The 13,217-nt window shown below is 63.8% G+C and carries 12 protein-coding genes and 2 pseudogenes (1 of these 14 cut by a window edge); 1 reads left to right on the plus strand and 13 read right to left on the minus strand.

Features of this window, described 5'->3' with window-relative positions:
* Positions 1-2 precede the first annotated feature (2 nt).
* From VZP09_RS23610 to VZP09_RS23655, 10 genes and pseudogenes are all read right to left on the minus strand, one after another.
* A pseudogene (locus tag VZP09_RS23610) lies at positions 3-959 on the minus strand (YbgA family protein); the annotation flags it as partial.
* Positions 956-1,507, minus strand: coding sequence for a DUF3833 domain-containing protein (locus VZP09_RS23615; RefSeq protein WP_048977655.1), 552 nt, complete (start codon positions 1,505-1,507; stop codon positions 956-958). The pseudogene VZP09_RS23610 and the gene VZP09_RS23615, both read right to left, overlap by 4 nt.
* The gene (locus VZP09_RS23620; protein ID WP_004894585.1) at positions 1,504-2,028 is read right to left on the minus strand and encodes a hypothetical protein; all 525 of its coding nucleotides are present in this window, start codon (positions 2,026-2,028) and stop codon (positions 1,504-1,506) included. The genes VZP09_RS23615 and VZP09_RS23620 overlap by 4 nt, the downstream gene beginning before the upstream one ends.
* Positions 2,025-2,510, minus strand: a complete 486-nt coding sequence (locus tag VZP09_RS23625) for a DUF2878 domain-containing protein (RefSeq protein WP_116962926.1) — start codon at positions 2,508-2,510, stop codon at positions 2,025-2,027. The genes VZP09_RS23620 and VZP09_RS23625 overlap by 4 nt, the downstream gene beginning before the upstream one ends.
* Positions 2,507-3,727, minus strand: coding sequence for an SAM-dependent methyltransferase (locus tag VZP09_RS23630; RefSeq protein ID WP_064153037.1), 1,221 nt, complete (start codon positions 3,725-3,727; stop codon positions 2,507-2,509). Before VZP09_RS23630 ends, VZP09_RS23625 begins: the two co-directional genes overlap by 4 nt.
* Positions 3,724-4,446 (minus strand): DUF1365 domain-containing protein, encoded by a 723-nt coding sequence (locus VZP09_RS23635; protein WP_004177578.1) that lies wholly within the window; start codon positions 4,444-4,446, stop codon positions 3,724-3,726. The genes VZP09_RS23630 and VZP09_RS23635 overlap by 4 nt, the downstream gene beginning before the upstream one ends.
* A gap of 1 nt (position 4,447) precedes the next feature.
* The gene (locus tag VZP09_RS23640) at positions 4,448-5,707 is read right to left on the minus strand and encodes an NAD(P)/FAD-dependent oxidoreductase (RefSeq protein ID WP_019724900.1); all 1,260 of its coding nucleotides are present in this window, start codon (positions 5,705-5,707) and stop codon (positions 4,448-4,450) included.
* A complete protein-coding gene (locus VZP09_RS23645) occupies positions 5,704-6,423 on the minus strand; it encodes an SDR family NAD(P)-dependent oxidoreductase (protein WP_064162545.1) in 720 nt (239 codons plus the stop codon). The genes VZP09_RS23640 and VZP09_RS23645 overlap by 4 nt, the downstream gene beginning before the upstream one ends.
* A complete protein-coding gene (locus VZP09_RS23650; RefSeq protein ID WP_002887256.1) occupies positions 6,420-6,854 on the minus strand; it encodes a nuclear transport factor 2 family protein in 435 nt (144 codons plus the stop codon). The genes VZP09_RS23645 and VZP09_RS23650 overlap by 4 nt, the downstream gene beginning before the upstream one ends.
* A gap of 231 nt (positions 6,855-7,085) precedes the next feature.
* Positions 7,086-7,814 (minus strand): MerR family transcriptional regulator, encoded by a 729-nt coding sequence (locus VZP09_RS23655; RefSeq protein WP_002887258.1) that lies wholly within the window; start codon positions 7,812-7,814, stop codon positions 7,086-7,088.
* A gap of 116 nt (positions 7,815-7,930) precedes the next feature.
* On the opposite strand from VZP09_RS23655, the gene VZP09_RS23660 reads away from it, so the two are divergent.
* On the plus strand, positions 7,931-8,464 hold the full coding sequence (locus tag VZP09_RS23660; RefSeq protein WP_002887259.1) for a lipocalin family protein: 534 nt from the start codon (positions 7,931-7,933) through the stop codon (positions 8,462-8,464).
* Between the two features lie 9 nt (positions 8,465-8,473).
* Here VZP09_RS23660 and VZP09_RS23665 read toward each other — a convergent pair whose 3' ends face one another.
* From VZP09_RS23665 to VZP09_RS23675, 3 genes and pseudogenes are all read right to left on the minus strand, one after another.
* A complete protein-coding gene (locus tag VZP09_RS23665) occupies positions 8,474-8,821 on the minus strand; it encodes a DUF1294 domain-containing protein (RefSeq protein ID WP_004177568.1) in 348 nt (115 codons plus the stop codon).
* 72 nt (positions 8,822-8,893) lie between these two features.
* Positions 8,894-12,043, minus strand: a complete 3,150-nt coding sequence (locus VZP09_RS23670; RefSeq protein WP_328795437.1) for a CusA/CzcA family heavy metal efflux RND transporter — start codon at positions 12,041-12,043, stop codon at positions 8,894-8,896.
* An 11-nt stretch (positions 12,044-12,054) separates the two neighbouring features.
* A pseudogene (locus tag VZP09_RS23675) lies at positions 12,055-13,217 on the minus strand (efflux RND transporter periplasmic adaptor subunit) (it continues 100 nt past the right edge of the window).

The raw sequence follows: 13,217 nt of genomic DNA on the forward strand, positions 1-13,217 counted from the left end.
CAGTTCACCGTCAGGCGCAGGGCCAGATCCTGCGGGTAGGGGTCAAAATAGTTCTGCGCCTGCAGGTAGCGATCCGGATACTCGGCCAGATAGTGCTTAAGCAGCGTCAGCGGGGCGAGGATCGGCAGCAGCCCGGCGCGATAGTTGAGGATCACCTCCCGCAGCTCGCCGCGCTGGCGGCTGTTCAGCTGGTCGCGGAAATAACCCTGAATATGCATCAGCACGTTGGTGTGGTTTTTCCGCGAGGCGGGCCGCTTGAGGATCGCCATCAGCTTCTCGCGGTAAACCTCGAAGAAAGCCTCCAGATCCTCCCATTCATGCAGCGAAGCGACGAACGGGCCGATCTCCCGGTAGCCCGCCTGGTGGTGAGCCAGCAGCTGCAGCTTGTAGCGGCTGTGAAAGGCCAGCAGGCCGTGACGGGTCAGGCCGCGGGCGCGCAGGGCGTTGAGTTCATGCAGGGCGAAAACGCGCTCGACAAAATTCTCCCGCAGCAGCGGATCGTGCAGCCGGCCATCCTCTTCCACCGGCAGCCATGGGTAGCGCGCCATCAGGGCGCCGGTAAACAGCCCCACGCCTTCCTTACGCCCGCGATTGCCTTTTTCGTCATACAACCGCACGCGCTCCATCCCGCAGCTCGGCGATTTGGCGCAGACGATAAAGCCCGACAGCTCGCCCAGGGTTGCCAGGTGGGCGTTGGCGAAATCAGCCATCTTCTCCGTCACATCCTCATGCGGGGCGTGGCTGAAGCGCATGCGGATCTCCCCGACCGGGGTCTGCACCAGGCGGAGCGCCGGGCGGGGTACGGGCAGGCCGATCGCCATCTCCGGGCAGACGGGCTTAAACGCCACCCACTGCGCGAGCTCATCCATCACAAAGCCCATACGCTTATGCCCGCCGTCGAATCGCACGGCTGAGCCGGTTAAACATCCGCTGATCCCAATGACAGGTTGCGTGTTCATGGCGCTGTCCTCTCTTCTGCTGTGGTTCGGGTAAAGAAAAGGGTCACGGTGGCGACCGTAATGCCGAATTTCTTCATCTCGGTTTTGTTAAATAAATGGCTGTCGTCCTGCAGGAACATCCAGTCGTCAAAGTGCAGCAGCCACCGGCTGCCGCTGGCCTCGACGTTCATGCTGTAGCGCCAGTGAAAGGCATTGCCTGCCGCCTGGCCGCTGGCCACGCCTTCGATATCCCCGGCGGTGCCCTGATAACGGTTATCGCCGGTGCGGCGAATGCGCCATATCCGCTGCTGCTTCTCGCCGTCGTCATAGACAAAGCGCTCATGGAGGGTCAGGGTGTCGCCGACGACGTCGCCATCGATCTCAACATGGAAGCGGCGCAGCTGCTTGCCGCTGCGATCCTGCACCATCCCCCACGCCTCGGTTCGCCCCTGAAAATAGTGAAAGATGTCGAGGGCGGGCTGCTGCTGCCGGTACTCCGTGACCTCGGTGCTGCAGCCGGCGAGGATCAGCATCAGCAGCGCCAGGCCAAGGGTCAGAATGCGTTTCATGGTGTACCTCCGATCAACTGCTGACGCAGTTCGGGATAAGTGGTGCGCGGATCGAGCCAGATGGCGAGAAAGCGGGTGCTGAACGCCGCCGACTGGCGCGGGCCGAGCGGGGTAAAGGCGGTCTGCGCGGCGCTGGCGCGGTACCAGAACTGCCCCTCGCCGCCGCGGACCACGAACGCCAGCTGGCTGCCCGGCGCGACGTCCGGCCAGATCCCCTGCAGCATGCGTAGCCAGGCTTCGCTGCGCGGTTCCTGCTGCAGAATGCCCTGCGCCTGCCACTGGTCGCGGGTGGCCTCCACCAGCGCCTCGCGATCGATGTCGCGCCGGTAGGTGATGATCAGCGCCCGATCCTGCTGCGGGCCGTCATACCGGCCATTGGGCGTACGCAGCTGCGAGTGATAGACGGTGAACGGCCCCCAGGTGAGGGTCGCCTCGCCGACGCGGCGCCACGTCAGCCAGTCGGCGGCGTGGGCCGCCGGGGCGAGGGCGGTCAGCCATAGCAGTAACAGCGCGAATCTCATTTTCGCCTCCCCATCCCCAGATGGAATAACAGCATGAGCACCAGCCAGCCGCAGGCCATGGCGGCCACGGCAAGCGCCATCGGCACCAGCAGGGTCATGGCTCCGAGGCGAGCGCCGATCAGGTAGGCCACCGGGCCGCCGAGGGTCGCCGCCGTGGCCAGCACCCAGCCGGGAAGCGTCGCGGTGCGGGTCAGTCGGGTCCAGACGACGGCGAACATCAGCCACAGGGCCACCATCCACAGGGGCAGCAGGCTGTCGCCGCGAAAATCGATCAGCCCCGCCAGCGCCCAGCAGGCGTCCAGGCCGCAGCCCGCCGCGGCCAACAGCAGGGCGGGCGGACGACTGGCCGCCGGCAACCGCAGCCAGGCGAAAATGGCCAGCGTCAGCCAGATCAGCAGACCGCGCTCGCGCAACATCACCACCAGCGTCCAGTAAACATCGAACGAGAGGGCCATCAGCAAGTGCTGCGCCGGGCGTGTCATACCCGCTCCGCGGTGAGCTGCACCACGCTGATGGTGCGGGCGTTAAATCCGGCTTCGCAGTAGCCGAAGTAGTAGAGCCACATCCGGCGGAAACGCTCATCAAAGCCGAGCTTTTCAATATCCTGCCAGGCGTGGGTAAAACGCTGCCGCCAGTGGGCCAGGGTGCGGGCGTAGTCCGGGCCCATGTCGAACAGGTTGCGCACCACAAAATCGGTATGGCGGGTCATCAGCTCGCTCATTGCGGTGATGCTGGGCAAAAAGCCGCCGGGGAAGATGTAGCGCTGGATAAAATCGACGCTTTTGCTGTAGTCGCGATAGCGCTGATCCTGGATGGTGATCGCCTGCAGGGCCATTCTGCCGCCCGGGCGCAGGCGCGCCTGGCAGGTGCGGAAGAAGGCCGGGAGGTAGCGCTGGCCCACCGCCTCAATCATCTCCACCGACACCAGTTTGTCGTACTCGCCGCGCAGATCGCGGTAGTCGCAGAGCAGCACTTCGACGCGATCCTGCAGCCCGGCGCGGGCCATGCGCTCGGTAGCCCAGCGGTGCTGCTCCCGGGAAAGGGTGGTGGTGGTGACCCGGCAGCCGTAATGGCGGGCGGCGTACTCGGCCAGCGCCCCCCAGCCGGTGCCAATCTCCAGCAGATGATCGCCGGGAGTGAGCGCCAGCTGGTCGCACAGGCGCGCCATCTTGGCCCGCTGGGCCTGGGTCAGATCCTGCTGGTCGTCGGTAAACAGCGCGCTGGAGTAGAGCAGGTCGTCATCCAGAAAGTAGGCATAAAATTCGTTGCCGAGGTCGTAATGGGCGGCGATGTTCTCCCGCGCCTGGGCGCGGGTGTTGCGGCGGGTCCAGTGGCGCAGGCGGGCGACGGGCTTGCCCAGCAGACGAAAGCCGCGCTCCAGACGCCCCAGCACCTCGCCGTTGCGCGCAAGGATCTGCAGCAGCGCCGTCAGCTGGTGGCTCTCCCAGTCGCCGTCCATCCAAGCCTCGGCCGCCGCCAGGCTGCCGCCGGTCAGCAGACGCCAGTACACCTCCGGCGCGCAGACCCGCGCCTCGGCGCGCAGCGCGGCGGCGGGGTCGCCAAAATGAAACGTCTGCGCCCCTTCGCGCACGGTGAGCGAGCCTTCGCGGAGGCCGCTCAACAGACGAAAGAGCAGCCAGCGCGCGAGCCGCACGTTGCGCGGCACATCTGGTTCAAGCGCAAAGACGGGATCGGTCATGAGCGTTCACTCCTGCTGACAGGATGGTTATACAGCGGCACGCGCTTCAGCCACAGCCGCAGCGCCTGCCAGTAGATGGCGAGGACGGTTTTCAGGGTCATCAGCGGCAGACGCAGCAGCAGCCCGCGCAGGTTGGCGCGGGTCAACGGCACGCGGCTCAGGGCCAGGGTGGCGTCAAACACCTTGCTGGCCTGATGGTTTTCAATATGCATGTGCAGCGTTTTGCCGGGCGCGTTGAAGCGCCAGTGATAGACCATGTCCATCGGGTTAAACGGCGAAACGTGAAAGGCTTTCTCCAGCGGGCGTGCCTGCTGGCCGTCCACCGCGTAGTAATGACGCTCATTCCACGGCGTGTTGCGCACTTCGGCCAGCACCCAGCGCAGGGTGTCGGCCTCGTCATAGCAGTAGTAAAAGTTGACCGGATTAAAATGGAAGCCGAAGTAGCGCAGCTGGGTCAGGAGCATCACGCGGCCCGCCGGGCGGCAGCCGGTCAGGCTCTCCAGCCGGTTCAGCGCCTGGGCCTTCAGCGGCGCGCCCAGCGGATAATCGGCGTCGTACCAGGCGGCGGCGGCCAGGCGGTTGCGGCGGATGCCCGCCTCAGGCAGCTTGTCCAGTTCGTCGAGGTCGAGCCAGGCCATAAACAGGCGGTAGACGAAGTGGTGCGCCTTCGGCTGCAGGCGACGGTGGCGCAGGACGCCCTGATAGAGGCAGCTGTTCATTTCAGTGGCCCTCCGCCGCGGCGATGCCCTGCACCACGTCGAGCGCGCTGCGCACCCCATCCTCATGAAAGCCGTTGTACCAGTAGGCCCCGCAGTACCAGCTCCGCTGCTGGCCGTTAATCTCTTCGCGCCGCAGCTGGGCCGACCAGCTTTGCGGGTTAAACAACGGATGCTCATAGACGAAGCGCTGCCAGACGTAGCGATCGTCCACCGGCGCGTCCGGGTTCAGGGTGACGCAGAACAGCGGCGCGCCCGCGGGCAGCCCCTGGAGAATATTCATGTTGTAGGTGACGCAGGCCCGGGCCCGATCCCCGTCGCTCAGGCGATAGTTCCAGCTGGCCCAGGCGCGCTGGCGCTCCGGCAGCCAGCGCGGATCGCTGTGCAGCACCACCTCGTTACGCTGCCAGCCGATGTCCCCGAGGACTTCTCGTTCGGAATCGGTGGGCGCCGCCAGCATCGCCAGGGCCTGCGCGGAGTGGCAGGCGAAGATCACCTGGTCAAAATGCGCCTCCCCGGACGCCAGCCGCAGGGTGACCCCCGCCGGGTGGCGGTCCACCTGCTGCACCGGCGCGTTGAGCCGCAGGTCCAGGCGATCGCCGAGCCTGGCGAGCAGGGCGCGAACGTATTCCCGGGAACCGCCGGGCACCACGTACCATTGCGGGCGATCGCGAATATCCAGCAGACCGTGGTTTTCAAAGAAGCGCAAAAACAGCGGCAGCGGGAAGCGGCGCATCTCCTGCAGCGACGACGACCAGATGGCCGCCCCCATCGGCAGAATATAGTGGCGGGCGAAGAAGGGGCTGAAGCGGTGGCGGGTGAGGAAGCTCTCCAGCGTCGCGCCTGGATCCAGCGCCTCGGTCAGCGCCAGTTTCGCCAGGCGGTTGAAGCGGACGATCTCGCTCAGCAGTCCCCAGAAGGCCGGCTTCAGCAGATTGCGCCGCTGGGCGAAAAGCGAGGTCAGGCTGTGGCCGTTGTATTCCAGGCCGCTGGCCGGGTTGTGGACCGAGAAGCTCATCTGCGTTTTTTGCCCGCCGATCCCCAGCTCGCTGAGCAGGCCCATAAAGCGCGGATAGGTGCGATCGTTGTAGACGATAAATCCGGTATCGATGGCCCAGGTGCCCTGCGGCGTGGCGACATCCACGGTGGCGGTGTGGCCGCCCGGCGTGGCGCCCGCTTCGAACAGCGTTACCTGATGGTGTCCGGCCAGTCGCCAGGCGCAGGTCAGCCCGGCGATGCCGCTGCCGATGATGGCGATGTTCATGAGCGCACCATCCTGCGCAACAGCAGGCGCTGGATACCCGATGGCAGGCTGGCCAGCAGCCGCAGGGCCAGGCTGAAGCCGGTGGGGAAGGCGATGTGGTTTTTGCCCTTCGCCAGACCGTGGCGGATCGCCGCCACCGCCCGATCCACGCTCACCCGACCGGGCATGGCGAAGTCGTTTTTGCGCGTCAGCGGGGTGTCGACGAAGCCCGGAGAGACCACCGTGACGGCGACCCCTTTCGACTCCCAGTCCAGACGCAGGCTGTTAGCAAACCAGGTCAGCGCCGCCTTGGAGGCGCCATAGGCTTCCGCGCGCGGGAAGGGCAGCCAGTGCGCCATGGAGCTGACCAGCACCACCCGATCGCCTGCCTCCAGCTGCGTCTGCAGCGCTGCCAGGCAGTTCACCGGCCCGAGGAAGTTGGTGGCCATCACCCGCTCCACGAGGGCGGCATCCACCTGTCCGTGGTCGAGGTATTCGCAGGTCCCGGCGCAGAGAATGATCAGGTCGGCAAAACAGCCCGTCAGCGCCTGGCGACAGGCGTCCCTGTCTGTCATATCGAACAGGCGTACGCTGATGTTGGGGCTGAGCTGCTGGAGCGCTGCCAGGCGCGACGCATCGCGCCCGCAGGCGATGACCAGATGGCCATCCGCCGCGAAGGATTTCGCCAGGCCGGCGCCGATCCCGGAGCTGGCGCCGGTGATGAGCACCGTCATCATGAGCGCACCCTCCGCTTCACGCCGCGTACCGCCCAGCCCAGCAGGGGAAGATGCTCGTAGATCATCTCCCCGGCGTCGTAGTAGTCGCGCTGATGGAGAACCTGCTCACCGGCGATGTCCACCACCGAGCAGCCCGGCAGGGCCAGGGTTTCTCCACCGGCAATGCGCGGATGCGACCAGTGCATGGTCCAGGTCACGGCGAACCGCTGGCCGTCGCAAAGCGGCGTGTCGATGGTGAACCGGCACTGCTCCACGTTGGCCAGCAGATGGGTAAAGTAGCGCTGAATGGCGAACAGCCCCTGATGCTGACCAAAAGGATCGCTCAGCGTCGCGTCCGGATGGTACAGCGTGGCCAGCGCCGCGGGCGGCTGTGCATCCAGCCCGGCGTAGTACTCAACGAAACGACGAATCACGGACGGCGAGGTGCTCATGGATCACATCCTGGCTAGATACGGTAGCGTAATGGCATACTTAAAACTTACACAAATAAAATTATTTGTCCAAGTTTGTAGAAGAATATATTTTATTTGTTTTAAAAATCATGTTGTTATGATTGGTGTTTTAAGGAGTGAAAATCGCGGGTGGCGCAAAGGGCAAGCGTGAGCCCGCCGCGCCACCGGGCGCTGGCGTCTCAGAGAGGGGATGTAGGTTAAAACAGGGGGTTAGAGCGGGATCACCTCGAGGGAGACGACCTGCTGCTGCCAGAGTTCGACCTGCCTCTGGCGGGCGGCGGAAAGTTTGCCGCTGGTAACCAGCAGCCAGTTGCGCTGGGGGAAAATCTCCGGCGCCAGGGCGGCGGGAGGCACCGGCAGGACGTCGATGCGATGGCCCTGGCCGGTACGTTTGAGCGCCTCAAGCCAGATTTCGCAGGCGTCGGTCAGGTGCCAGCCGGTGATCAGAAAGTTGTCCCCGGGCGCCTTCTTGTCGCCTTCGAGGCAAAACGAGGTATAGGCGATGATGATGCCGTCGAGAATTTCGCGCAGCGTCATGATGGCCGGCACGTTGGCGGAGACCTGGCTGCGCAGCGGACGCAGCACCTCGGTTACCAGCTCCTGGCGCGGATATTCGCGCCCGGCGTCGTAGATCAGCTGGCGCAGAGACTCGATTTTTCCCTCTTTCAGCCGCTGCAGCATGGTCTCCTGCAGCGTCAGCCAGTTATTGGTGCGCCGCGCGCCGGGGCGCGACAGCAGGGGTTTCACCTGGCTGACCGGCACCCCTTTTTTCACCCAGTCGAGGATCTTCAGCGCCTGCTGGACGTCGTCATCGCTGTACAGACGGTGTCCACCATCGGTGCGCAGCGGCTTAAGCAGGCCGTAGCGGCGCTGCCAGGCGCGAAGCGTGGTCGCATTTATCCCGCATAGTCGGGCAAATTCGCCGATGGAGTAAGGCATGGAGGCCACCTGTTAACAAAGAATATTCTCAATATACTACGAATCACGACGGCTGGCGTGAAGTGTAGTGGCTTTGCACTACACTTTCCCCAACCGCGTAAATGAAAGGAGTTCTCATGAAGCTATGGCCTGTTGTCACCGGCGTCGCTATCGCGTTAACCCTGGTGGCCTGCAAATCGCCCACGCCGCCGAAGGGCGTTCAGCCGATTAGCGGGTTTGACGCCAGCCGTTATCTCGGGAAATGGTATGAGGTCGCCCGCCTGGAGAATCGCTTCGAGCGAGGCCTGGAGCAGGTGACCGCCACCTACGGCGCCCGCAGCGACGGGGGGATCAGCGTCGTCAACCGCGGTTATGACCCGGTCAAAAAACGCTGGAATGAGAGCGACGGGAAAGCCTATTTCACCGGCGCCCCCACCACCGCGGCGCTGAAGGTGTCGTTCTTCGGGCCGTTCTACGGCGGCTATAACGTGATCCGCCTGGACGACGACTACCAGTACGCGCTGGTCAGCGGCCCCAACCGCGACTATCTGTGGATCCTGTCGCGCACCCCCACCATTCCGGCGGCGGTGAAGCAGGATTACCTGAATACCGCGCGCGAGCTGGGCTTTGACGTCGATCGCCTGGTGTGGATCCGCCAGACGCCGCGCTAGCCTCGCCGCTTAGCGGCTGAGCAGATGGGTATAAACCACGTACAGCCCGGCCAGCGCCGCCACGTTGAGCGCTACGCTGATGAAAAACCGCGTCCGGAAGGGCTGCTTTTGCGTTTTATGGCGAAAGCACTGCTGGCCGAGGATGGCCCCCGGCCAGCCTCCCGCCAGGCCCAGCACCAGCAGCGTGGTTTCCGGCACCCGGCGCCAGGCTTTGCGCGCCGCCAGCTTGTCGGCGCCATAAATAAGCCATGTCAGAAGGCTGCTCAGTAAAAACCACATCGCCAGCGGGTAGGGCAGCAGGGCGCTGCCCACGGCGGTGAGCAGCAGCAGGGAATAACATACCAGGTTCAGATTCATAGGGACGTTCACGCCGGCCAGAAGAATGGCGCCACTATAGCCAATTTCCCGGACCGGCGTAAACGCGGCGGGCTATTGGCTACGCTTGCCCCGATGCCGATACAGCCACATCAGCTTATACGCCGCCGGAATGATAAACAGCGACAGCAGCGGGGCGGTGATCATCCCGCCAATCATCGGCGCGGCGATACGGCTCATGACTTCCGAACCGGCGCCGGTGCCCCATAAAATCGGCAGCAGGCCGGCGATAATCACTGCCACGGTCATCGCCTTCGGCCGCACGCGCAGCACCGCCCCCCGGTACAGCGCCTCGTCGAGCTTATCGACGCTGAAAGTCTGCGGATTCTCCAGCGATGGCTCCGCCTCGATGGCATGGCGCAGGTACATCAGCATCACCACGCCAAACTCCGCCGCCACCCCGGCGAGGGCGATAAAGCCGGTACCGGTGGCCACCGACAGATGGAACCCCATCCAGTAGAGGAACCAGATCCCGCCCACAAGGGCGAACGGCACGCTGGTGATAATCAGCAGCGCTTCGCCGACGCGGCGGAACGCCAGATACAGCAGCACGAAGATAATCATCAGCGTCATCGGCACCATCAGCTTCAGCTTCTGAATGGCGCGCTCCAACAGCTCAAACTGCCCGGAGTAGGACACACTGATGCCCGGCTTCAGCTTCACCTCCTTGCCGATGGCCTGCTGCAGATCGTGCACTACCGACACCATGTCGCGGTCGCGGGCATCGATGTAGATCCAACTGGTCGGGCGGGCGTTCTCGGTCTTCAGCATGGATGGTCCGGTGACCACTTTCACCTCAGCCACGTCGGCGAGGACAATCTGTTGCTTCAGCGGCGTGAGGATCGGCAGCTGGCGCAGGGTCTCCGGGCTGTCGCGATAGCTCTGCGGGTAGCGGATGTTGATCGGATAGCGCTCGACGCCCTCCACTGTTTCGCCAACCATCGCCCCGCCGATGGCGGACGATACAAACAGCTGCACATCGCCGACGGTCATCCCGTAGCGGGCCGCCTTCTCACGATGAATATCAATGTTGAGGTAGCGCCCGCCGCCCAACCGCTCGGCTAATGCCGACGTGACGCCCGGCACGCTGCGCGCCACCCCTTCAATTTGTTCGGCGATGGCGTCGATATCGGCCAGGTTAGTGCCGGAAACCTTAATGCCGATCGGGCTCTTGATGCCGGTGGAGAGCATGTCGATGCGGTTGCGGATCGGCGGCACCCACAGGTTCGCCAGTCCCGGCAGGCGCACGGTTTTATCCAGCTCCTCGACGATCTTCTCCATGGTCATCCCCGGTCGCCATTGATCCTGCGGCTTGAGCTGAATGGTGGTCTCCACCATCTCCAGCGGCGCCGAGTCGGTGGCGGTTTCGGCCTTGCCGGTTTTGCCGAACACCCTTGCCACTTCCGGCACCGTCATGATCAGCTTATCGGTTTTCTGCAGCATATCCGCCGCCTGCGCAGCGGAGATCCCCGGCAGCGTGGACGGCATATACAGCAGATCGCCCTCGTTGATCTGCGGCAGAAACTCGCCGCCGACCCGGTTAAGCGGCCAGACAACCGTCAGGATCGACAGGAGCGCAATCAGCAGGGTAGTCTTCGGCCAGTGCAGCACCTTCAGCAGCAGCGGGTGATAAATGCGGATCAAAAAGCGGTTCAGCGGATTGCTGCTCTCCGCCGGGATCCTGCCGCGGATCCAGAAGCCCATCAGGATCGGGATCGCCACGATCGCCAGCAGCGCCGCCCCGGCCATCGACCAGGTTTTGGTGAAGGCCAGCGGGCCGAACAGTTTGCCCTCCTGGCCTTCGAGGGTGAAAATCGGGATAAACGACAGGGTGATGATCAGCAGGCTGATAAACAGCGCCGGGCCAACCTCCACCGAGGCCTCGGTAATGATTTTCCAGCGGATGTCGTTGCTGAGCTTCTCTCCCGGGTGCTGATGCTCCCACTCCTCCAGCCGCTTATGGGCGTTCTCAATCATCACGATGGCGGCATCGACCATCGCCCCCACCGCAATGGCGATCCCGCCCAGCGACATGATGTTGGCGTTGAGCCCCTGGAAATGCATCATGATAAAGGCGAAGCACAGGCCGAGCGGCAGCGAGATAATCGCCACCAGCGCCGAGCGCACGTGCCACAGGAACAGGGCGCAGACCAGGGCGACGACGATAAACTCTTCCAGCAGCTTGTAGCTGAGGTTATCGATGGCGCGGTCGATAAGCTGGCTGCGGTCGTAGGTGGTGACCACTTCCACCCCTTCCGGCAGGCTGCTTTGCAGCGACGCCAGCTTCTCTTTGACCGCCGAGATCACTTCGCGGGCGTTCTTGCCGGAGCGCAGGATCACCACGCCGCCGGCCACTTCGCCTTCGCCGTTAAGCTCGGCGATTCCGCGGCGCATCTCCGGGCCAATCTGTACCCGCGCGACGTCGCCGAGATAAACCGGCACGCCGTTATCCCCGGTTTTCAGCACGATATTTTTGAAGTCGTCGAGCGTCTGCAGGTAGCCGCTGGCGCGCACCATATATTCGGCTTCCGCCAGTTCGACGGAAGAGCCGCCCGCCTCCTGGTTAGAGGCGTCCAGCGCCGATTTCACCTCGCCGAGGCTGATGCCGTACTGGGTCAGCTTCATCGGGTCGACGACAATCTGGTACTCCTTGACCACACCGCCCACCGACGCCACTTCCGAGACGTTAGGAATGGTTTTCAGCTCATATTTTAAGAACCAGTCCTGCAACGAGCGCAGTTCGGCAAGGTCGTGTTTGCCGCTACGGTCGACCAGCGCGTATTCGAAGACCCAGCCGACGCCGGTGGCGTCCGGGCCCATTTCGGCGCTGACCCCGGCGGGAAGTTTGCCCTGCACCTGGTTGAGATACTCCAGCACCCGCGAGCGCGCCCAGTAAGGATCGGTGCCGTCTTCAAAAATCACGTATACGTAGGAGTCGCCAAACTGCGAGAAGCCGCGAACCGTTTTGGCGCCGGGGACTGACAGCATGGTGGTGGTCAGCGGCCAGGTGACCTGGTTTTCGACGATCTGCGGCGCCTGCCCCGGATAGCGGGTTTTGACGATCACCTGCACGTCAGAGAGATCCGGCAGGGCGTCTACCGGGGTGTGGATGATGGTCCAGGTTCCCCAGATGCTGAGAAACAGCGCCGCCATCATCACCAGGAAGCGGTTGGCCACCGAGCGGCGGATAATCCATTCAATCATGGTTCCGTTCCTTAGTGCGCGTGGGCGGCAGAGGCCGCGGCATCAGGGGCCTGCGCGCGCATGCGCTCCAGCGCGCCGGCGATATTGGCCTCCGAGTCGATCAGGAACAGGCCGCTGGCGACGACTTTCTCACCCTCCTGCAGCCCGCTGCGAATGGCCGTGACGCCGGCGGATTCATGGAATACCTGCACGATTTTCGGCACGAAGCGGCCCTCGTTATCCACGGTGATCACTCGCTGCTCGCTGCCGCTGTCGATCAGCGCTTTGGAGGGGATCAGCAGCATCGGGGCGCTTTCGCTGGTCAGCTGCAGATAGGCGTTCATCCCCGGCTTCAGCGCTTCATCCGGGTTGTTGACCTGCAGGCGCAGCTGCAGGGTGCGGGTGGCGCTATCGACGCTGGGGAGAAGGGTCCATTTGCTGATGCGGAAGGTTTTGCCCGGCCAGGCGGGAACCTGAATGCTGAACTGCGAGGCGTCTTTAATCAGCCAGGCGATGGATTCCGGGACCGCCACGCTGACCCACACCGGGTCCATGCCCTGAATTTTCGCCACCACGTTATCTTTAGCGATGTTCATTCCGGCGCGCAGATCGAAGGCGGTGATCACCCCGTCGATGGGCGCCTTGAGGGTGAAGCGGGTCTGGATCTTGCGCGTGGCTTTCAGGCGGCGGATATCGTCGTCCGGCATTCCGGCGAGACGTAGACGCTCGAGGATCCCCTCGACCTGCGTAGCGGTGCCCCCGGTCTCCTGCAATAGCAGATATTCGCTCTGCGCTTCCACCCAGTCCGGGATGGTCAGCTCGAGCAGCGGCGTGCCTTGTTTCACTTTGTCGCCGACGGTCAACGGATAGACTTTATTGATAAAGCCCGCCGCCCGCGCCTGCATAATCACATACTGGTACTCGTTATAGCTGATGTTGGCCGGGAAGGTCTGGGCGTAGCGCAGCGGCCCGCGGGTAACGGCGGCGGTTTTCACCCCAAGATTCTGGGTCTGCGTCGGGTCGATACGCACCCCCGGCGCACCGGCGGCAGCACTCTCCTCATCAGCGTATTTCGGCACCAGATCCATATCCATAAACGGCGATTTACCCGGTTTATCGAAGCGGGTGTTCGGGTACATCGGGTCGTACCAGAACAGCACTTTACGCTGCTGCTCGGCTGCCGGAGCGGCAGCGT

It is taken from the genome of Klebsiella sp. EMBS2024 (genome assembly GCF_036233805.1).
GTDB lineage: Bacteria > Pseudomonadota > Gammaproteobacteria > Enterobacterales > Enterobacteriaceae > Klebsiella > Klebsiella pneumoniae.

Bases quoted from the DNA above. Each gene is read 5' to 3' on its own strand.
- VZP09_RS23635 (WP_004177578.1), bottom strand. From the start codon at position 4,446: ATGAACAGCTGCCTCTATCAGGGCGTCCTGCGCCACCGTCGCCTGCAG.
- VZP09_RS23665 (WP_004177568.1), bottom strand. From the start codon at position 8,821: ATGAATCTGAACCTGGTATGTTATTCCCTGCTGCTGCTCACCGCCGTG.
- VZP09_RS23655 (WP_002887258.1), bottom strand. From the start codon at position 7,814: ATGCCTTACTCCATCGGCGAATTTGCCCGACTATGCGGGATAAATGCG.
- VZP09_RS23615 (WP_048977655.1), bottom strand. From the start codon at position 1,507: ATGAAACGCATTCTGACCCTTGGCCTGGCGCTGCTGATGCTGATCCTC.
- VZP09_RS23660 (WP_002887259.1), top strand. From the start codon at position 7,931: ATGAAGCTATGGCCTGTTGTCACCGGCGTCGCTATCGCGTTAACCCTG.
- VZP09_RS23630 (WP_064153037.1), bottom strand. From the start codon at position 3,727: ATGACCGATCCCGTCTTTGCGCTTGAACCAGATGTGCCGCGCAACGTG.
- VZP09_RS23670 (WP_328795437.1), bottom strand. From the start codon at position 12,043: ATGATTGAATGGATTATCCGCCGCTCGGTGGCCAACCGCTTCCTGGTG.
- VZP09_RS23650 (WP_002887256.1), bottom strand. From the start codon at position 6,854: ATGAGCACCTCGCCGTCCGTGATTCGTCGTTTCGTTGAGTACTACGCC.
- VZP09_RS23620 (WP_004894585.1), bottom strand. From the start codon at position 2,028: ATGAGATTCGCGCTGTTACTGCTATGGCTGACCGCCCTCGCCCCGGCG.
- VZP09_RS23625 (WP_116962926.1), bottom strand. From the start codon at position 2,510: ATGACACGCCCGGCGCAGCACTTGCTGATGGCCCTCTCGTTCGATGTT.
- VZP09_RS23640 (WP_019724900.1), bottom strand. From the start codon at position 5,707: ATGAACATCGCCATCATCGGCAGCGGCATCGCCGGGCTGACCTGCGCC.
- VZP09_RS23645 (WP_064162545.1), bottom strand. From the start codon at position 6,423: ATGATGACGGTGCTCATCACCGGCGCCAGCTCCGGGATCGGCGCCGGC.